General features: G+C 32.9%; 15 protein-coding genes. 3 read left to right on the forward strand and 12 right to left on the reverse strand.

What is annotated here, in order from left to right; all coding sequences use genetic code 11:
* Window positions 1-1,086 precede the first annotated feature (1,086 nt).
* Entirely contained in the window at window positions 1,087-1,302 is a 216-nt protein-coding gene (locus BN349_RS08150) for a hypothetical protein (RefSeq protein WP_019241797.1), read from the forward strand.
* Window positions 1,303-1,394: 92 nt separating this feature from the next.
* Here BN349_RS08150 and adhE read toward each other — a convergent pair whose 3' ends face one another.
* The 6 genes from adhE to BN349_RS08185 all read right to left on the reverse strand — a co-directional run bounded on the left by adhE (window position 1,395) and on the right by BN349_RS08185 (window position 10,127).
* A complete protein-coding gene (gene adhE / locus BN349_RS08155; RefSeq protein ID WP_019241798.1) occupies window positions 1,395-4,016 on the reverse strand; it encodes a bifunctional acetaldehyde-CoA/alcohol dehydrogenase in 2,622 nt (873 codons plus the stop codon).
* A 108-nt stretch (window positions 4,017-4,124) separates the two neighbouring features.
* Window positions 4,125-4,352, reverse strand: a complete 228-nt coding sequence (locus BN349_RS08160; protein WP_019241799.1) for a hypothetical protein — start codon at window positions 4,350-4,352, stop codon at window positions 4,125-4,127.
* A gap of 272 nt (window positions 4,353-4,624) precedes the next feature.
* Window positions 4,625-5,626 (reverse strand): phosphotransferase enzyme family protein, encoded by a 1,002-nt coding sequence (locus BN349_RS08170; RefSeq protein WP_019241800.1) that lies wholly within the window; start codon window positions 5,624-5,626, stop codon window positions 4,625-4,627.
* Window positions 5,627-5,877: 251 nt separating this feature from the next.
* Window positions 5,878-6,528 carry a PAQR family membrane homeostasis protein TrhA gene (gene trhA / locus BN349_RS08175; protein ID WP_019241801.1) on the reverse strand — a complete coding sequence of 217 codons (651 nt, stop codon included), beginning with the start codon at window positions 6,526-6,528 and terminating at the stop codon, window positions 5,878-5,880.
* A 378-nt stretch (window positions 6,529-6,906) separates the two neighbouring features.
* Entirely contained in the window at window positions 6,907-7,791 is an 885-nt protein-coding gene (locus BN349_RS08180; protein WP_019241802.1) for an LCP family protein, read from the reverse strand.
* Window positions 7,792-7,877: 86 nt separating this feature from the next.
* Window positions 7,878-10,127 (reverse strand): DEAD/DEAH box helicase, encoded by a 2,250-nt coding sequence (locus tag BN349_RS08185; protein WP_019241803.1) that lies wholly within the window; start codon window positions 10,125-10,127, stop codon window positions 7,878-7,880.
* Window positions 10,128-10,501: 374 nt separating this feature from the next.
* Here BN349_RS08185 and BN349_RS08190 point away from each other — a divergent pair, with 374 nt between their 5' ends.
* Window positions 10,502-11,065, forward strand: coding sequence for a helix-turn-helix domain-containing protein (locus BN349_RS08190; protein WP_019241804.1), 564 nt, complete (start codon window positions 10,502-10,504; stop codon window positions 11,063-11,065).
* Complete coding sequence (locus BN349_RS08195; protein WP_232423538.1) at window positions 11,029-11,892, forward strand: IS3 family transposase; 864 nt, start codon at window positions 11,029-11,031, stop codon at window positions 11,890-11,892. Before BN349_RS08190 ends, BN349_RS08195 begins: the two co-directional genes overlap by 37 nt.
* A gap of 233 nt (window positions 11,893-12,125) precedes the next feature.
* On the opposite strand, the gene BN349_RS08200 is transcribed toward BN349_RS08195, so the two are convergent.
* From BN349_RS08200 to BN349_RS08220, 6 genes are all read right to left on the reverse strand, one after another.
* Window positions 12,126-12,752 (reverse strand): cell wall hydrolase, encoded by a 627-nt coding sequence (locus BN349_RS08200; protein WP_019241806.1) that lies wholly within the window; start codon window positions 12,750-12,752, stop codon window positions 12,126-12,128.
* Between the two features lie 199 nt (window positions 12,753-12,951).
* Window positions 12,952-13,350, reverse strand: a complete 399-nt coding sequence (locus tag BN349_RS26630; RefSeq protein WP_269719694.1) for a TraX family protein — start codon at window positions 13,348-13,350, stop codon at window positions 12,952-12,954.
* An 8-nt stretch (window positions 13,351-13,358) separates the two neighbouring features.
* Window positions 13,359-13,616, reverse strand: coding sequence for a TraX family protein (locus BN349_RS26635; protein ID WP_269719695.1), 258 nt, complete (start codon window positions 13,614-13,616; stop codon window positions 13,359-13,361).
* Between the two features lie 235 nt (window positions 13,617-13,851).
* Window positions 13,852-15,102, reverse strand: a complete 1,251-nt coding sequence (gene odhB, locus BN349_RS08210; RefSeq protein WP_019241807.1) for a 2-oxoglutarate dehydrogenase complex dihydrolipoyllysine-residue succinyltransferase — start codon at window positions 15,100-15,102, stop codon at window positions 13,852-13,854.
* Between the two features lie 23 nt (window positions 15,103-15,125).
* The gene (gene sucA, locus BN349_RS08215; RefSeq protein WP_019241808.1) at window positions 15,126-17,960 is read right to left on the reverse strand and encodes a 2-oxoglutarate dehydrogenase E1 component; all 2,835 of its coding nucleotides are present in this window, start codon (window positions 17,958-17,960) and stop codon (window positions 15,126-15,128) included.
* Between the two features lie 298 nt (window positions 17,961-18,258).
* A complete protein-coding gene (locus BN349_RS08220; protein ID WP_019241809.1) occupies window positions 18,259-19,053 on the reverse strand; it encodes a polysaccharide deacetylase family protein in 795 nt (264 codons plus the stop codon).
* Between the last annotated feature and the right edge of the window lie 193 nt (window positions 19,054-19,246).

Genomic DNA, 19,246 nt, shown 5'->3' on the forward strand with positions numbered 1-19,246 from the left:
TTAAACCATCGTTTACCGCACATCTTTGTCCTTCTGAACTACAATCTATATTAATCATATATACCCCATCGTTAACTTAAAAACCGGCTATAAAACAGCTTGTACTGTTATAAAAGCTACATGTCTCCCATTTATATTCTTATCGGGTAAACTTCCTGTTCTATTGGTCATGAAAAATCTTCAAGTTTTTATCCAAACATCATAAGTTGAATTATAGAAAATATTACGGGTCAATAACATTTCATAATTCTGAATAAATAGATTCATCTTTAAATCTTTTAATCTGAAATGTACGTAAAATATGTTTGTTAAGTAAATGATACCGCTTCCAAAATTCCCTGCTTTCACAATGTTGCTAAAGAATAGCTGGTAGTAAACCACAAATGTGTACACTCTTATTATCATTTGAACTATTTAAATATTTCAAATATAAAACGAATTGTTCTAAATAATTCATCGATAAAAGCTTATTCACTTTTCGATATCATTACTTCATAATCCATTCCTATTAAGCTGTTCCCCCATCAGCATCTGTCATCATTGCAAAATTATATTCATGATATCTTTTTCTTACAATTCCCTGCACTACACGAAAAATCAATTATGACAAGTCATCATTATTTCAAAAACCAGTTACCTTATCTAACAAACAATCTAGCAAAAAGAGCACATAAACAATATTTTCATTTATTCCTTAATTCTATTACTAAAATAAACTAGACCCCTCTAACTTTTTTTCATTTATTTCAGAAATTATTTTAAAAGAAAAATATTTAAAAATATTATTCATGTGTACATTTTAATATTAAAATATTTAACAGTCAACTAATTTGTTTCAATTTTGTGAACAACGTAACATTCTAAATCATTTTATGTGCAAATTCCGAAGATATTTTTAAATATCTTCAAACAGCAAGTGACAACAGAATTAAGTATATTATATTAATATATTTAATTATTGAAATCATAAGCCATTAACATTCAACGGAAATTTATTAAATAGCGCTCTTTTATAGATATAAGCATACAATTTTGTAAGTATACACAAAATAAGACAGTATTTATTTCATATAAGGAGTTATTTTTATGCATTCTCATTTTTTTACTTATGTACCGATGCTGGATCATTTTTCATATAAACTACATGTCACAAATTTATTTCATGATGGAGAGGAAATTGTAGAAGCATTTCTAGAACGATATGATTTTGAGACACATGAGATGTCTTTTGAAGAATTTCGTTATCAATATTTACTCTTTAAAACAGCTTTTATTCATAATACACTTCCTTTTTATCATTAATCCCTAGGTTGTTTATTCATGAAGATTCTACAAAAAAAGAACCCTATCAACATGTGATAGGGTCAAAAAGAGAAGATAATTTATATAAAGGATTAAACTCCTTTATAAGCTTGTCTGTAAATCTCAGCTAACTCAGTAACTAGAGGTAGCTTTGGATTTGCTGTTGTACATTGATCTTCAAATGCTTTATCAGCTAGGTAATCTACCTTACTTTCAAACTCAGCTTTAGAAACGCCACAATCAGCAATACTCATTGTTACATTCATTTCTTTTGCAAGTTTAATGATAGCTTGAACAAGGCTTTCTACACCTTCTTCAGTAGTTTTACATGGTAGTCCTAACATTTTTGCTATTTCAGCATAGCGTTGATCTGCAATAAAATGCTCATATTTAGGGAATGCAGTAAATTTCTTTGGTTTTGTCGCATTGTAACGGATAACATGTGGCATTAAGATAGCATTAGCTCTTCCATGTGCAATATGGAATTCTGCTCCCATTTTGTGAGCTAAACTATGGTTAATACCTAAAAATGCATTTGCAAATGCCATACCAGCAATCGTTGAAGCATTATGCATTTTTTCTCGAGCTACTTCATCTGTACTACCGTTTCGGTATGCTCGTGGAAGGTATTTGAACACTAATTCGATTGCTTTCATAGCTAAACCGTCTGTATAATCATTTGCCATGTTAGAAACATAAGCTTCAATAGCATGAGTTAATACATCAAGACCTGTGTCTGCTGTAACAGTTGGTGGTACAGTCATAACAAATTGTGGATCGATAATAGCTACATCTGGTGTTAATTCATAATCAGCTAATGGATATTTTACATTGTTTTCTTTATCTGTAATAACTGAGAAGCTTGTAACTTCTGATCCAGTACCAGATGTTGTTGGGATGGCTACAAATTGTGCATGTTTTCCTAAGCTTGGATATTTAAATACACGCTTACGAATATCTAAGAATTTTTGTTTTAAGCCATGGAATGATACTTCAGGGTGCTCATAGAATAGCCACATTCCTTTTGCAGCATCCATCGCCGAACCACCACCAAGTGTAATAATAACATCTGGCTTAAAGGTCTTCATCATTTCCGCGCCTTTCATTACTGTTTCAATTGATGGATCTGGCTCTACATCAGAGAAGATCTCACAATGAACGTAATCTGGACGTTTTCTTAAATAGTATAGAATACGATCTACGTAGCCTAATTTAACCATACCTTCATCTGTTACAATAAATGCTTTTGAGATATTTGGCATTTTTGCTAAATACTGAATAGCGTTTTTTTCGAAATAAATTTTTGGTGGAATTTTAAACCATTGCATATTCACAGTTCTCTTCGCCATCTTTTTAATATTTAATAAGTGTACTGTTGACACGTTTTGACTTACTGAGTTATTACCGTATGAACCACATCCAAGTGTTAATGAAGGCATATACGCATTGTATATATCTCCAATTGCCCCTTGTGATGATGGAGCATTAACGATTATACGGCAAGCTTTCATTCGTAAACCATATTTTTCAATCACTTCTTGATTCTCTGAATGGATAACTGCTGAATGACCAAGTCCACCGAACTCTAACATTTCTTCAGCTAGTCGGATGCCTTGTTCAGTACTGTTTGATTGGAAACATGCTAATACTGGAGATAGTTTTTCTCTTGAAAGTGGTTCTTGTGGTCCAACCGATTTGCATTCAGCTATTAAGATTTTTGTATCTTCAGGTACAGTTACACCAGCCATTTTAGCGATAACATATGCTGGTTTACCAACGATATCAGGGTTTACTGCACATTTATTTTCATCGATTACTAATTTTTCAACTTTTTTCTTTTCTTCTGCAGTCAAGAAATGACAACCATGATAGATTAATTCATTTTTTGCCTCTTGGTATATTTCTTTATCAATAATAACAGCTTGCTCTGAAGCACAAATCATACCGTTATCAAACGTTTTAGAAAGGATTAAATCATTTACGGCACGTTTGATATTTGCAGTTTTTTCAAAATAACAAGGAACGTTACCAGGTCCTACACCTAAAGCTGGTTTACCAGTACTATAAGCAGAACGAACCATTCCTGCTCCACCTGTTGCTAATACAAGGGCTACATCTTTATGATTCATTAATAGTTTAGTAGCTTCAATAGATGGTGCATCTATCCATTGTATGCAATCTTCAGGAGCTCCTGCTTTTACAGCTGCATCAAGTAAGATTTTAGCAGCAGCACTACTTGATTTTTGTGCTGAAGGATGGAATGCGAAAATAATTGGATTTCTAGTTTTAATAGCTATTATTGCTTTAAACATAGTAGTAGATGTTGGATTCGTTACTGGCGTAACACCAGCAATTACACCAACAGGTTCTGCAATTTCATATACTTCATCTTGTTTGCTTTCATTAATAATTCCAACCGTTTTATCATATTTCACATTATGATATACATATTCTGTTGCAAACATATTTTTAATAATTTTATCTTCATAAACTCCACGACCAGTTTCTTCAACAGCCATTTTAGCTAATTGCATATGCTGATCTAAACCAGCTAAAGCCATTTCTTTTACAATGTTATTAATTTGTTCTTGATCATAGTCCATGAATTGTTTTAGGGCTTTTTGTCCTTTGGCTGCTAATTCATCTATCATTCTTTGAACATTATTTTCTTCTTTTACAGGGTTAGATGGAACTGCTTTTACTACTTCTTTCATAATGGCCTTCCTCCTAATAAATAACATTTTTTATGAACTAAAAAGTTTGTGAAATGTTGAGCATATTGTGTTTAAAATATAACTAGCTTTTCGCTAGCAAAACACAAATTACTCACAAACTGGATTACGCGGAATTTTTGTTATCGAAATATCACTAATCATTCTTGCATTTTCTTTTACTATACAAACAAAGTTTGTAGTCCAGATAATTGAAGGAAATTCAGCTCCTTCATCGAATCTCATTGCTTCAAATTCATCACCTGTTAATTCTTCGATATCTTCTCTTGTGTAGGTTTTCATGTCTGTTGTAAATGGCTTCCATTCACATACCATCATAAAAATCACTCCTTCTTCTCTTGTGAAGCTTCTCTCTCTCTACAAAAATTATTATATACGGTTTTTGTGTGTAAAACTTTGTGAAATATTGAACAATCTTTGTCATTTTCGTAAAATTCAATCCTTTATTAACCAATTACAGAAATTTCACCTAATTTTTTTCTACTCCATTCAATTATTAGCATTTATTATAGATAACTTATCATTATTTAATCTAATAAAGAAGACATAAAGGATAGGTTATATATCTCCTTCCCTTTATGTCTTCTTCTTTATATTTCACTCCAATTTACATTAACAATTGAGACTTCATTATCTACTCGATGTTTTACTGATTGATAAAGTCTTGCTTCACTATCACTCAGATTATCTAAATCAAATTTTTTAAGCATAACTGAAAGTAAAGTGATATCTCTTAATTTTAGAAAAAGAGGTATTGTTTTAAGGTCGTCCTGAGTAATAAAGTGATTTTTTCTATAGCCTTCTAGGAAATACTTCATAAAATAATAAGCAAAGTCTTGCTCTCCATCTTTAAACTGAAAACTTCGGGATAACACTGTATAGTATAAAGGAATTGCTATATCACTTGCAAACCAGTGGTATGAGCAATCATCAAAATCAAAAATATACAAATCCCCTTGATCATACGTAAAATTTCCTGAATGTAAATCAGAGTGAATTAATCCATAATTTTCACTGTTCTTTTTTAATTTACAAAGACTTTTTACGATAGATTGACCATAACGAATTGTTTGGTCTTTGACTTTATATTGATGTAAATCAAGAAGCTCCTCTTCGTACCATTCTAATCTTTTTCCTACATGAATTGAGGGTTTATAAGTAGTTGTAATACTATGCATTTCACCAATTACTTCTCCCCATTTAACGATTAAATCAGAATTTTCCATAATCATGTTGACTTCCACTCTTACTCCTGGAAGTTTTTCATAGCAACATACATAAAATTCACTTCCATCAAGTGCCAAGACACTTTCAAGATAACGATCATTTATAGAACGATAATGTTCATATACATTCACTCTATTGCTTTTCAAATAGGATACCCAGTCTATTTCAGATAATATTTGTTGTCTATTACGATGAGAGCTGTGAGTATAACGAAGAATCACTGCTTGATTATCCTTCATACCTTCAAATATATAACTTTCAAATTCACCTAGTTTTTTTAATGATGCTATATCTACTGAGAACTGATTTAACCCAAAATGTATAATTTCATCTGAAAAAAGCGCTTGAACAGCTGCCTCCATCATACACCTACTTTCCTAAGATTTCTTATTCACATATTCATATATTAAAGTATATCTATATTAAAGACTAATTTCTAAAAGTTTATAGTTTTATATTATTTTGTTGCGTATATAAGTCGATTGGAGCGGAATTCAACCCAAGCTGTCATCACTACTTGTTCAGAAGCAACAAATAGTGATAACAGCTTAATAAAAAAACTGTTCACTAAGAACAGTTTTCTATGTTGATATTCATAACAGTTAATGGAGTTAATTTATATTCTAATAGGTGTCACATAGAATAAAACGGCGAAAAAGTGAGAAATTGAGCCTGCTAATACAAACAAGTGCCAAATCGCATGGTGAAATAAAAATCCTCTCCATACATAGAAAATAGCACCAACTGTATACAATATACCACCAGTTACTAATAGGACAATTCCTGCAGTTGGTAAAGTAGCAGTTAGTGGCTCCCAAGCAATAACGATCAACCAGCCCATCACAACATACAGCACGGTTGACATAAACATAAATTTTTTAACAAAGAACGATTTAAATACTACGCCAGCAATCGCAATTGCCCAAACTATACTTAATAACGTCCAACCCAAAGGTCCATTTAGAACAACTAACATAAATGGTGTATACGTTCCTGCGATAAACAGATAAATCGCTGAATGATCAAAAATTTCAAATATATCTTTTGCCTTACCTTCTGGGAAGCTGTGGACTAAGGTTGAACAAAGATAAAGTAATAACATCGTTGCACCATAGATAGAAAATGATACAACATGCCAGGCAGTTCCATTTTTCACAGCGAAAATAATTAAAAACACTAAAGCCGTAATGCTTAGAAGGACACCAATACCATGTGTTATTGCATTAACAAGTTCTTCTTTTTTGGTGTATACATGCGTTTCTTTCAAATGTATCCCTCCCTAAAGTAATTCTCTTATACCATATTATACATTACTTTATGAAATTTGTTGACAGCATATACAGTAAATTATATTTGAAGAACTTTTGAACATCGACTTGTTTCGCCGTATGGCTCCTTTTGAATGTTATTTAAAACATTGTATGATAGATAAATTTATCAATGAATGAGATTGTTTCAAAAGGAACGGTGTCGGTTTTCTTTTATATTGAATACTTTAATTCCTTTACTTTGCGTACTGTCTAGCTCCAGTGCTTAGCCCCTTGAGGTCATACATAAGAGAAGCTATCTAGAAGGAAAAAACACCTTCAAGATAGCTTCTCTTAGACTGGACTATAGGCTACAGAAAGGATTAGTTTCTGTTTACTTATTTACTAACTGGTTTTGGTAGGGTGAAGAAATTACTGAGTGCTTCAATGTTTTTCTGGCTATCCATTTGTAACACAGCACCCGCATGTTCATATGTTTTGTTCTCAAAGCTATTTTCAATTGGAATCGTCATTGTTTCAATACTGTCAATTTGATGTAATAATACCGTCGAAACTAATGAAAGTGTTTCCGTCATACTTAAATCACTATCTACATACTTTAATGAACCTTCTACCAGTTTAGGCAAAGTAGCAAAATTTTCAACTGATGTCATTTCTTCTGTTAATTGTTCCTTTATTTTAACCATCACTTCTTGTTGCCTTTTTACTCGTCCAAAATCACTTTCTTGATCATGGCGAAATCTTACGTAATTTAATAATTCATCACCATGTAAACGATGTTTCCCTTCGTCATATGGAAGGTTCATATCTGCAATCATTTCCTTTGTAACAATCACTTCAATACCTTCTGGAACGAGGGTATCAATAACATGAGTAAATCCTTTAAAATCAATGGTTACTACATGATCAATTGTTATTCCGAAGTTCTCTTTAATCGTTTTAACTAATAATTCTTTTCCACCTAGAAAATAAGCTGTATTTAATTTATTATAGCCTTTATTATAAGTAGGAATTTTTACAAAAGTATCTCTCATTAAAGAAGCAATTTTTATACTTCTCTTTTTCGGATCATATTGACAAACTAGTATAGCATCACTTCTCGATTTTTCTTCTCCACGAGTGTCAATACCGATAACCAATATTTGTATAGGCTTCTTTTCAGAATCCGGAGTGGATTTTTGATTTCCTTTATCTTGTACAGTGCAAGCAGCTAAGAGTAGCAATGTCATGAACCCAATCATAAATTTCACAATATTTTGCATGTAACCATTCCTTAACTATATATGTGTATTGTTAGCATGCATATAAATGGTAAATTTTATACAATTTCTTCACAATTTCAAGTAAATCATTTCCACGTAAATTCCATTGGTAAATGGTTCAGAAACTGTTCAGCGAAAGCTATTGAATGGATGCGAACCGCTACATATGGCGGCCTTGTTCCCTTAACTAATTGAAAAGGCTGGCCAATCCATAAATATTGATTATCGATCAGAATAAAAGGAAAAGGAATAGTTTCTGGAATAAGTGAACCTAATAAATCATGATGTACCTCTGAAATAATCGATAATTGAACTCGCTTTTTTCTTTGATTTAGCTTTTCTATCCATTCAGGTGAAAGCTTTTCATTTCCAGGTACTGATATCAAGATAGAAGAATTAGCTTGAGCAATGTCTTTAAATACCACATCTTGTTTTTTGGCATGAATCCATTGAATCTTTGAATCTTGATGTTTAATCCATGTTCCAATTTCTTGATGAGTAATACACGGATTATAATTCATTTGATGCTCTGTTAGCTTTCTAAAAGTCTGTAATCGACCCACTTTTCTCAATGTATACTCTTTATTATTTACATGAATAAATTTACCTTTGGTTCTCGTAATAGCAACATTTATTAATCTTTCACTTTCCTTACCAATCAATAACATCCCTGGTCTATCATGAGGTTGTCCATCTACGCTATCAAATATAATAACTTCTTTTTCACTTCCCTGGAATTTGTGAACAGTAGCTGAAATAATAGTTCCATTCGCATATTCAAGCTGATAAAATTCTTCAAGTAATACATTCATCATTTCACTTTGCGCCCTATATGGAGTTATGTATCCAATCGACTGACACCCATCACTTAGAGCTTCTTGAATTAGTTGAAAGGAAATCATTAAATGCCATGGATTCCAACGAGAGTATGAAGCCTTCTCTGTGATACTGTATGGACCAGTATAACTCGTATCTAAAAGGATAGAAGCATGCTGAGGAAATGGTTTTCTATTTATCATCTCGTTTCTATTTTTGCGAACACTAGGGTGATCATGAACGAGAGAATGATATACATATTTATTGGTAAACGATGATATTTCTGGATGCATTCTTCTTTGCTCATTTAATAATAATAGATGAGGATGCAAATCTTGATTCTTAACTCTATCTACAACACCGGATTTATGAAATATATCTTTCTTTAACCATTCATCCACTAAACGATGTTTCGATTGTGCAATTGGCGGGAGCTGTTTAAAATCACCACAAACAATTACCTTCTTTGCAAGAGAAGCAGCAAAAGCTGCCTGTGGAATATAACACATGCTAGCCTCATCAATAATCGCCAAATCATAGGAATGCTCATAAATCGATGGATCCGTAGCCGCTCTTGCTAAAGTCGTGCCAATGATATCAGCATCTTTTAATAATGTTTTTTCTTTTCTTTTCATTTTTTCTAAAATGGAAGCCACTTTATTTTCAATTTGCATTAACTTTTTAGAATCACGATCACTAAAAGATTTATACAAATCATTTTTTAATGCATTTCTTTCTTTTAATAAATCTTCTTTATTTTTTATTAAACGAGGATCTTGCTTTGACAATAAATAATGAATCGTTATACTTTCATGAACGTTAGAAGAATTAACTTGAGAACCATACCTAAGTATTTCTCCTTCTGTAAATTTGTTTATTTTATTTAAAAAATGGTGTATTTCATTCATTAAAACATCTACTGCTGCATTACTTTGGGCAAAAATTAATATCTTCTTTTTTTGTAAATACATATTCGCTGCTACTCTTGCTAGAGTATATGTTTTACCCGTTCCCGGTGGCCCCCATACGTAAGTGACTGGATTATATTTAGAGCGGACAAATAATGCTTTCACACTTGAAACATCCTTCATATTAGGATGTCTCGTTTCCATATTTGGAGCTAATAAGCGTTTAATTCTACTTCGTTTTAGTTTGCTTTTTTTAATTTCTGCTAATCTTGAACAAAGCTCGTCCAAAAGTTGCCATGGATCATAAATAAGATAAGCCTCAGAAACATCCTCTCCAATGAATTCATCGAGTACAACAATGACCCCTTTTCCCTCCGATGAAAGGATACGTCCTTCTTTTTCACTTAGTCCCCATTTAATTTTTATAATTGAACCATTAGGAATCGTAAGTATTTGATTACAATCAAAATAATAGGTGTAATCATCTGAGCCATTCAATTTCCTTCCATGGGCAAGTGGATATTTCTTACTCCCATACTTTTTTAAATAGGCAATTTCAGCTTGTAGAGCCTGCTGCCATTCTTTTATTAACTGTTTTGATGATAATTCCATGAAACAACCCTCATTACTATCTCTATTACGCGTTTTTCATCCATAAATATGAACAATTTTGAGATTTATTTACTTCAACTAGCATAATATATCTTTCTAATGGAAGCCAGTATGAAAACGAGTTCAAATGAAAAATGAAATGTAACAAGAACAAAAGCTCAAGTATTCTGATCATCCCCGACCAGCATAAGCCAAGCCGGATTATGCCCACTTCAAGACTGGCTAGGCTTATGACCTCGAGTGATTGGAGTTAATCTAGACAGCAATCTAAGTTCAAAATGATATACTTTTTCCTATTATCAACAAAAAAAGAGCCCGATAGGTGTCTTACCCCAAAAGTTAGAGTAAAAAACTAACTTTTGGGGTGTTTTGTTATGGCAAAATATAGTGGAAAATTAAAATTACACATTGTCAAAGAGTATTTAAAAGGAACTTTAGGTTATGTATCGTTAGCGAAAAAATTCGGCATACCAAATAAGGCACAAATCCAGCGTTGGGTACGAGCTTATAATGCATTTGGAGAAGATGGATTATGTAAGAAACAGTCGAAACAAAATATTCCTATTCAATTGAAACTCGATGTATTACACTTTATGAAACAAACAGGTGCTTCTTACCAAGATACAGCGATTCAATTTAACATGAATAATCCCACTATGATTGCGAATTGGTACAGAATTTTTTTGAAAGAAGGTGTAGGAGGCCTGAAAGAAAAAGGGAAAGGACGACCTCCTATGTCTAAAAATCGAAAAGTTAAATCAAGCAAAACAGAAAATGAATTATCTCGTGAAGAACAATTAGAACGTGAAAATGAACTTCTTCGCTTAGAGAATGCCTATTTAAAAAAGTTAAATGCTTTACAGAAGGATCCGAATGCCTTTCTCGTCAAGCACAAGCAGCACTGGCATTCGAACTCAAAGAAGAAGGATTCAAATTAAGAGATGTGCTAGAATTGGTTGATATTCCCGAGTCAACGTATCATTATCAAGTGAAACAGTTTAAAAAGGAAGATCCAGATCAAGCATGGAAAGAAATCATTTTTGACCTTTTTCAAAAGCACGAGGGAAACTACGGATACTGTCGTATTTATTTAGCATTAAGAACGCAAGGTTACATCATTAATCATAAAAAAATGCAACGAATCATGGAAGAGTTAGACTTGAAGTGTGCCAAATTCACACGTAAATCTCGCTATAATTCCTATAAAGGGAAGGTCGGTAAAGTAGCGAAAAATCGCTTAAATCGTAGGTTTCATACACCCATTCGCCTTCAGAAACCCGTAACAGATGTAACTGAATTCAAATGTGTTGGAGATGAAAAACTCTATTTAAGCCCCATTCTAGATGTATATAATGGTAAGATTATTTCTTTTGGTGTGTCCAAAAGACCAACATTAGATTTCGTTATAGAACCATTAAATCAAGCAGTGAAAGTGATTAAAAAGGACGCGAAATATCGAACAACTATACATTCAGATCAAGGGTGGCATTACCAGCACAACAAATGGATTCAGACATTAAAGCAAACTAACATTTTTCAGAGTATGTCTAGAAAAGCAACGTGTGCAGATAATGCGGTAATAGAAGATTTCTTCGGCATTCTAAAACAAGAAATGTATTATGAAGAAGAATTAGTATCGTATGATGAGCTAAAACGAAAGATTGAAGAGTATATCGATTACTATAACAACAAACATATTAAGCAAAAATTGGCTGGTTTAAGTCCAGTACAATACCGAACTCAAACCAGCCAATTAGCTGCATAATAAAAACTCTAACTTTAAGGGGTCACTTCCATAGTGCTCTTTTTAAATGATTTAGGCTGTTTTCTAAAAGATTGTTGTTTATACACTAAAAGATCGATTGAAAGAGATTATACTCATCCGCTATTCACTAACTCGTTCATAGACAATAAAGTATGCGAAAACAGCCATTATATTAGAACGTTATTAACGATTATTTTTTTACATAAATGAACTCTCTTCAGGTAACCATACGTTTAAGATGTAGCAAATGTATGGTTACCAATCTTAGCTAGAACTGGCAAAGATTTAATCCATTTATCATTTGTTTTGTCAGGATTATAGAAGAATGTCGCTTTTGTGCCTTTATGCTGCAATGCAATTGCTTCATTTACTGCTTTTTTAGACTCAGCACTTGCAGGTTTTTTAATTGAACCGTTAGCAACAGGACTAAATTGTCCTTTGGCATTAATAACTTTTGTTACTGTATTTGGAAACTTGTCACTATCAACACGATTTAATACGACAACTGCAACTGCTACTTTACCTTTATAAGGCTCTCCTTTAGCTTCAGCATGAACAAGTCTTGCCATCAAATCTTTCTCTTGTGAAGTTAATGTTTTCGGTAAAACTAAAACATCTCCTTCATTTATCTTTTGATCCTTGATCTTATTTTTCTTTATTAAATCTGGTAGTGGTACACCATAATGAATCGCTATATCTGTAACATTTTCATCCTTTTTGACGACATGTAGCATTTCACCTTTTGCATTTCTATTTTTCGGAGATGCTTCTTTAGTTGTTTCTGCTAATCCCTGAGCAGGCACCAAAGAAATCAGGAGCATAGCAGCAGCAATCACTAAACTGAATAGTAATTTTTTCATGTTATTTCCTCCTTTTTTCTAGGTCCCACTAACCTTAACAAATCGATTCAAACTATTCATTGTAAAATAATTTCCAATTACTATATCCGAGTTTGAAGAAAGCGATTTCATTTGTTACAGTATACGGGTTTATACACATCTCAAAATAACAGTAAAAAAAGACTCTAAAATGATAAAGAGTCTTTTTTAGCTTTTATTATTATGTTATAAAATAGCTAATTATATAAATAATCCATAAATGCAACGGGTAAAAAATATAAAACATGTACTTTGTAATCGGATTATTTAAACCTCGTTTGCCATTGTATAAAAGAATAAATGGGATCGCAAAAACCATCGCCCATTGATAATCAAAGATAAACATGGCTTCAAAAATATAAGCTGATGCCATTCCAATAGTTAGACCTAAAGAGACAAAAACATAAATGATGGCCATCCACATTTTTTTGTCTTTCAAAAAGTAAAATATCAGCGTCATGACGGTACCGTATAACGAAGCTTCAGTTATAAAAGAAATAGCAGCTATTACAATGGTGGCTCCAATCCCTAACCATCTATAAACTCCACCCTTAAAGCTCCATTCAATAGTACATAACATCGTGACCGCTAAAGCCAAAGATAAGAAGATATATTGTGAAGACCATACTCACTTGGAAAAATATTCGTAAGTATAAATGACCCAATAAGCATAATTGTTGCCCATCCATATAAACGACCTAAATAACGTTTCCGACTTCTTGTATAAGTAAATCCTTCGACAATAAAATAAAAGAAAATTGGTGCAGCGATTCTCCCTACTAATGAAAACCATTCTGGCATTCCTGGAATATACGAATATAAATGATCCAGTACCATTAGTACCATAGCAAATTTTTTAATTGAAAGGCATTCAGTAGTTTCATGAAATCACTCCTGTTTTGTATTGCTTAGGTAACTATACCGTACTGCCTTTTTTTACATCTAAATTCATTCAGGGAACTTAAAAAATATTTTAGAGAAACAGTCTATGATAAAAGCAAACAACCTTTAACAGCCATAAAAAAAGAATGCTCATAACAGCGTATAAGCTGCTTAGAGCATTCTTTTTCTCTTTCTATAATCAACCTTCTAATAATAATTGTTCTGGATCTTCGAGTAATTCTTTAACTTTAACTAGGAAGCTTACAGCTTCTTTTCCATCTACAATACGGTGATCATATGAAAGTGCGATATACATCATTGGTCTAATTTCCATTGTATTTGCATCAATGGCAACTGGACGATATTGTGTTTTATGCATTCCAAGAATACCAACTTGTGGAGCATTTAAAATTGGTGTAGACATTAATGATCCAAATGTACCACCATTTGTAATAGTAAATGTTCCGCCAGTTAAATCATTTAAGCCAAGCTTGTTATTACGAGCTTTTTCAGCTAATTCACCGATAGATTTTTCTATACCAGCGAAACCAATTTTATCTGCATCTCTTACGACTGGAACTACTAGTCCATCTGGAGCAGCAACAGCAATACCAATATCATAGAATTTTTTAATGATTAATTCGTCACCTTGAATTTCCGCATTTAACAATGGAAATTTTTTCAGTGCTCCAACTACCGCTTTTGTAAAGAATGACATAAATCCAAGTTTTACATCATTATTTTTTTGGAATGCTTCTTTACGACGGTTACGTAAATCCATTATCGCAGACATATCAACTTCATTAAAAGTAGTCAACATTGCCGCTGTGTGTTGTACATCCACTAAGCGTTTTGCAATTGTTTGTCTTCTACGAGACATTTTTACAACCTCAACCGGTTTATCAAATTGCACTGCAGCAGGTGCTGGTGCAGCTTGTTGTTTTGGTTGTGCAGGTGCAGTAGGAGCTGCCGCTACTGGTTGAGTGCCAGCATTCGCTACATCTTGTACACGAACACGACCAAGTGGATCATTTGCATGAACATTATGCAAATCAATGCCTTTTTCACGTGCTAATTTTCTAGCTGCTGGTGAAGCAACGATTCCGTTACCTACTTTAGTAGGCTCTTCAGCTGCTGCTGGTTTCACTTCTTCTTTAGCTGATGCTTCTTGAGCTGGTGCTGGAGTTTCAGCAGCTGGTGCTGGCGCTGCAGCTCCACCTTCATTCACAACTGCAATAGCTTCACCGACTTGTACAGTATCTCCTTCTTCTTTTAACAAGTCGCCTACTACACCACTATGTTCAGAAATGATTTCAACATTTACTTTATCCGTTTCTAACTCAGCGATATATTCGCCTTTTTCAATTGCTTCACCTGGTTTTTTTAACCATTGGGCAATTGTTCCCTCTGTGATCGATTCTGCTAATTCTGGTACTATGATTTGTGCCATAATACTATCCCCTCTTTGCTTTATTATTGAAATGCTTCAGTAATAATACGATTTTGATCTTGTTTGTGAATAATTGGATCTCCTTCGGCAGTGCTTGAGCGTCTTCTTCTTCCGATATAGCGTACATCTACACCTTTAGGAGCAGCTGCATTTAATCTTGGTTCAACAAAATTCCATGCACCTTGGTTTTTCGGTTCTTCTTGTACCCATACAATTTCTTTCAATGATTTATATTGAGAGAAGAAATTTTGAATATCAATGAATGGGAATGGATAAATTTCTTCTAATCTTACTAGTTTAATATTTTTCTTATCTTCAAGTGATAAAGAATGCTCATGTAAGTCAATACTCATCTTACCTGTGCTAATAATAATTTTTGTTACATCCTTAGCTTTTGCATCTATTGTTGATGGATCTTCAAAGAATGGCTTGAATTCACCTTCAACAAGTTCTTCAGGTGAAGCTGCAACTAATGGATTTCTTAGCAAGCTTTTTGGTGTAATTAAAACTAATGGTCTTACTTCTTCCATTTTAAGAACTTTAGCTTGTCTTCTTAAAATATGGAAATATTGAGCTGCACTTGATAGATTTGCAACAGTCCAGTTATTTTCTGCTGCTAGTTGTAAATAACGTTCAATACGTGCACTAGAATGCTCTGGTCCTTGACCTTCATATCCATGTGGTAGAAGCATTACTAGACCTGATTTTTGACCCCATTTCGCACGGCTTGATGAAATAAATTGGTCAAATATTACTTGTGCCACATTTGCAAAATCTCCGAATTGAGCTTCCCAAATGACTAAAGTTTCAGGTGAAAATACGTTATAACCATATTCAAATGCTAAAACAGCTGTTTCAGTTAATGGACTATTAATCACTGTGAACGAAGCTTTTGAGTTTGATATATGGTTTAAAGGTGTATATTCTTCACCATTTACACTGTCGTGTAGTACTAAATGTCTATGAGCAAATGTACCACGTTGCGCATCCTGTCCAGACATTCTAATTGGCGTACCATCTTCTAGAATTGAACCGAAAGCTAATGATTCTGCTAATGCCCATTCAATTTTACCATTTTCTTCAACAGCATTTTTACGACGAGTTAAGATTTTTTCGAGTTTTTTGAAAACATTAAACCCTTCAGGCCATTGAAGCAATTCGCTATTAATTGATTTCAGGCGATCTAAGCTAACAGAAGTATCCATTTTTGGAATACCATTTTCAACTGTTTCTGGTAGCATCATGCTAAATAACGCATCTTTTTTATTATCAGCGATTTTATCATGTGCTGCTTTTAACTTCGCTTGAACAGCATTATCAATTTCATCAAGTGATTCTTTTGAAATTTCACCTGCTTCAATTAATTTGTTTGCATAAATTTCTTTTACTGTTGGATGTTTGTGAACCAGGTTGTACATCATTGGATTTGTTGTCATTGGCTCATCCATTTCGTTATGTCCAAATCGACGATATCCAATTAAATCAATTAAGAAATCTTTCTTGAATTCTTTTCTATATATATAAGCTAAATGAACAGCTGCTAAACAAGCTTCTGGATCATCAGCATTAACGTGAACGATAGGAATTTCATATCCTTTCGCTAAATCACTTGAATATTTTGTTGTTCTAGAATCTGAGCTCTCAGTTGTAAATCCAATCATATTATTTGTAATAATATGAACTGATCCACCTGTTTGATAGCCTTTTAATCCACTCAAATTCAATGTTTCAGCAACAATACCTTCACCAGGGAATGCTGCATCACCATGAATAACAACAGCTAAAGATTTTCCGAAATCTTGTTCTGGAACGCCTGATTTCGTACGATCATCTTGATATGCTCTAGTGTAGCCTTCAACAATCGCTCCAACAAACTCCAAATGACTTGGATTGTTAGCTAACGTTAGTCTTGCTTTCACTATGTTTTCATTTTTAATTTGTTTATCTGCACCTAAATGATATTTAACATCTCCAGTCCAACCGTAATTAATGCCAATTGAACCTTCAGATGGTACTAAATCCTTATTAGGAGAGTGTTGGAATTCAGAAAATATAACTTCATATGGCTTTCCTAATGTGTGTGCTAAAACATTAAGACGTCCTCTATGAGCCATACCAATATTAATATTTGTCGTTCCTGATTGAACAGCTTCAGAGATTAATTCATCTAAAATAGGTATAAGTGCATCTAAGCCTTCAACAGAAAATCGTTTTTGTCCGACATAGGTCTTATGAAGGAATTTCTCAAATCCTTCAACTTCACTAAGACTTTTTAATAGAGCTAATTTCTTCTGTTTTGTGATTCGTGGGAACATTTCAGTAGATTCAACTAATCTTGTTAACCACTCACGTTCTCTAATATCACTTACATGTTGAAATTCAAAAGCAATTGTTTTTGTATACAATTCTTTTAAATACAAGACTACTTCGTATCCATCCTTTACAAAGTCAGGAGCATACTCACTTAATAAAGAAGCTGGGATTGCTCTTAAATCCGCTTCAGTTAAGTCATAATTGCTAATGTCTAACAATTTTGCTTCTTTTTTCTCATGGTTTAACGGATAAATATTAGCTGACAAATGACCATACATACGAATATTGTCAACTAATTTAACAGCTGCCATGATTTTTTTCATATTTACTGCACTATTTCCAAAATTCTTACTTCCTTGTTCGTTTTCAGCTGGTGAAAGTACTGAATTTAATTCAGGACCTCCCCAATAGTCAAATAACTCTTTTACGTCTGCGTCAACAGAATTTGAATCCTCTAAATATTGCTCATATTTTTCTAATAAATAAGCAAAATTCGGTCCTGTTAGACTATCCCATGGATTCCCGCCTGTTCTCTGGCTGGCCATTTTATATACCCCCACCTTATGAAGTTATCAATATATAATCCTTATTATTTAATACCCTATATACGGATAATATAACTTCTTTATCAAAAATTATGTAACGATAATTACACGATATAGGTAGTATTAAAAAGTAAGATTAAAACGTTTCCACAGCTATATTACCATTTCCAGTTCAGTAGTACAAAAAATTGACACATAATTTTGATGTTTTTTTTTATTTTATTATAAAGTTTTTTCTGAATATTAAAACGAAAATAAAATCACTATTTTCTTCGTGCTTTAATAGTGATTTTATTTTCTATTTAAACCTCATATCTTCTGTTTCATCACGAATTACATCGAAACTGAAGCCTTGCTTTTTTAATCCTTTAATAATTGTTGGTAAAGATGTTACTGTATTGTCCATTGCATTAATATCATGCAAAAGAATTATTGCCTTATTTGTATGCTTAGCACCATTTAAAACTTTCGAGGTAATCGTATACACGCTAATGGATGGACTAATACCATCTGTTGAGTCAATATTCCAATCAAAATATCTATACCCTCTCTTTTCACATTCTGCTATGATACGAGGCATAATTTGAGGACCACCATATTGCTTACTTGAATAATTTTTAGATCCTCCTGGAAAACGAAGGATATTTGTTTTTATTGAATACCGATCCCATAAAAAGGCCTCTAGCTTTTTTATGTTATTGAAAAAAGCATCGGGCGAAGTATAAATTTCAGCATAATTATGAGAATATGTATGTAATGCAATGGTATGTCCTCGTTCAATCATTTCTTTATATCCAATTTTCCCTTCCTCGCTATCGTTCGCCATAACAAAAAAAGTCGCTTTAATATTATATTCATCCAAAATATCTAATATGGGAATCGTATTAGTAGAAGGGCCATCATCAAATGTTAAATAGGCTACTTTTTCTGATTTATCCTTCGCTTCTTTAGGGAGTATATCTGGTTCGGTAAGAGCTGCTTCACCTTTCACTTGAGCATTTGCATGATAAAAAAATGATTGAAAATTTACAACAAACAGGATAAATATAATAGCTATTATTCTCATTCTGCATTTATGTATTTGATCGAACATTTCCTTCTCTCCTTTCTTTTTTATTGTTTGTCATTATTTTAGTAATATACGGTCAAATGATAATGAAAATTTCCACTTCTATTACAAATACACTGACAGGAGACGTGCTACTATTAGTAAAGGCGTATCAACACGAACGCCCTCATTGAGCAGAAATTATAATTAAATTAGAAAAAAGTATTTATACATTTAG

This window comes from Bacillus sp. AP8, assembly GCF_000321185.1.
GTDB classification, from domain to species: Bacteria; Bacillota; Bacilli; order Bacillales; family DSM-1321; genus Bacillus_AD; species Bacillus_AD massilioanorexius.

Excerpts from the sequence above, each read along its gene's own strand:
- BN349_RS08150 (WP_019241797.1), top strand. The coding sequence starts at position 1,087 with ATGCATTCTCATTTTTTTACTTATGTACCGATGCTGGATCATTTTTCA.
- adhE (WP_019241798.1), bottom strand. The coding sequence starts at position 4,016 with ATGAAAGAAGTAGTAAAAGCAGTTCCATCTAACCCTGTAAAAGAAGAA.
- BN349_RS08160 (WP_019241799.1), bottom strand. The coding sequence starts at position 4,352 with ATGATGGTATGTGAATGGAAGCCATTTACAACAGACATGAAAACCTAC.
- BN349_RS08170 (WP_019241800.1), bottom strand. The coding sequence starts at position 5,626 with ATGATGGAGGCAGCTGTTCAAGCGCTTTTTTCAGATGAAATTATACAT.
- BN349_RS08180 (WP_019241802.1), bottom strand. The coding sequence starts at position 7,791 with ATGCAAAATATTGTGAAATTTATGATTGGGTTCATGACATTGCTACTC.
- BN349_RS08185 (WP_019241803.1), bottom strand. The coding sequence starts at position 10,127 with ATGGAATTATCATCAAAACAGTTAATAAAAGAATGGCAGCAGGCTCTA.
- BN349_RS08190 (WP_019241804.1), top strand. The coding sequence starts at position 10,502 with ATGGCAAAATATAGTGGAAAATTAAAATTACACATTGTCAAAGAGTAT.
- BN349_RS08200 (WP_019241806.1), bottom strand. The coding sequence starts at position 12,752 with ATGAAAAAATTACTATTCAGTTTAGTGATTGCTGCTGCTATGCTCCTG.
- BN349_RS26630 (WP_269719694.1), bottom strand. The coding sequence starts at position 13,350 with ATGTTATGTACTATTGAATGGAGCTTTAAGGGTGGAGTTTATAGATGG.
- BN349_RS26635 (WP_269719695.1), bottom strand. The coding sequence starts at position 13,616 with ATGGTACTAATGGTACTGGATCATTTATATTCGTATATTCCAGGAATG.
- odhB (WP_019241807.1), bottom strand. The coding sequence starts at position 15,102 with ATGGCACAAATCATAGTACCAGAATTAGCAGAATCGATCACAGAGGGA.
- sucA (WP_019241808.1), bottom strand. The coding sequence starts at position 17,960 with ATGGCCAGCCAGAGAACAGGCGGGAATCCATGGGATAGTCTAACAGGA.
- BN349_RS08220 (WP_019241809.1), bottom strand. The coding sequence starts at position 19,053 with ATGTTCGATCAAATACATAAATGCAGAATGAGAATAATAGCTATTATA.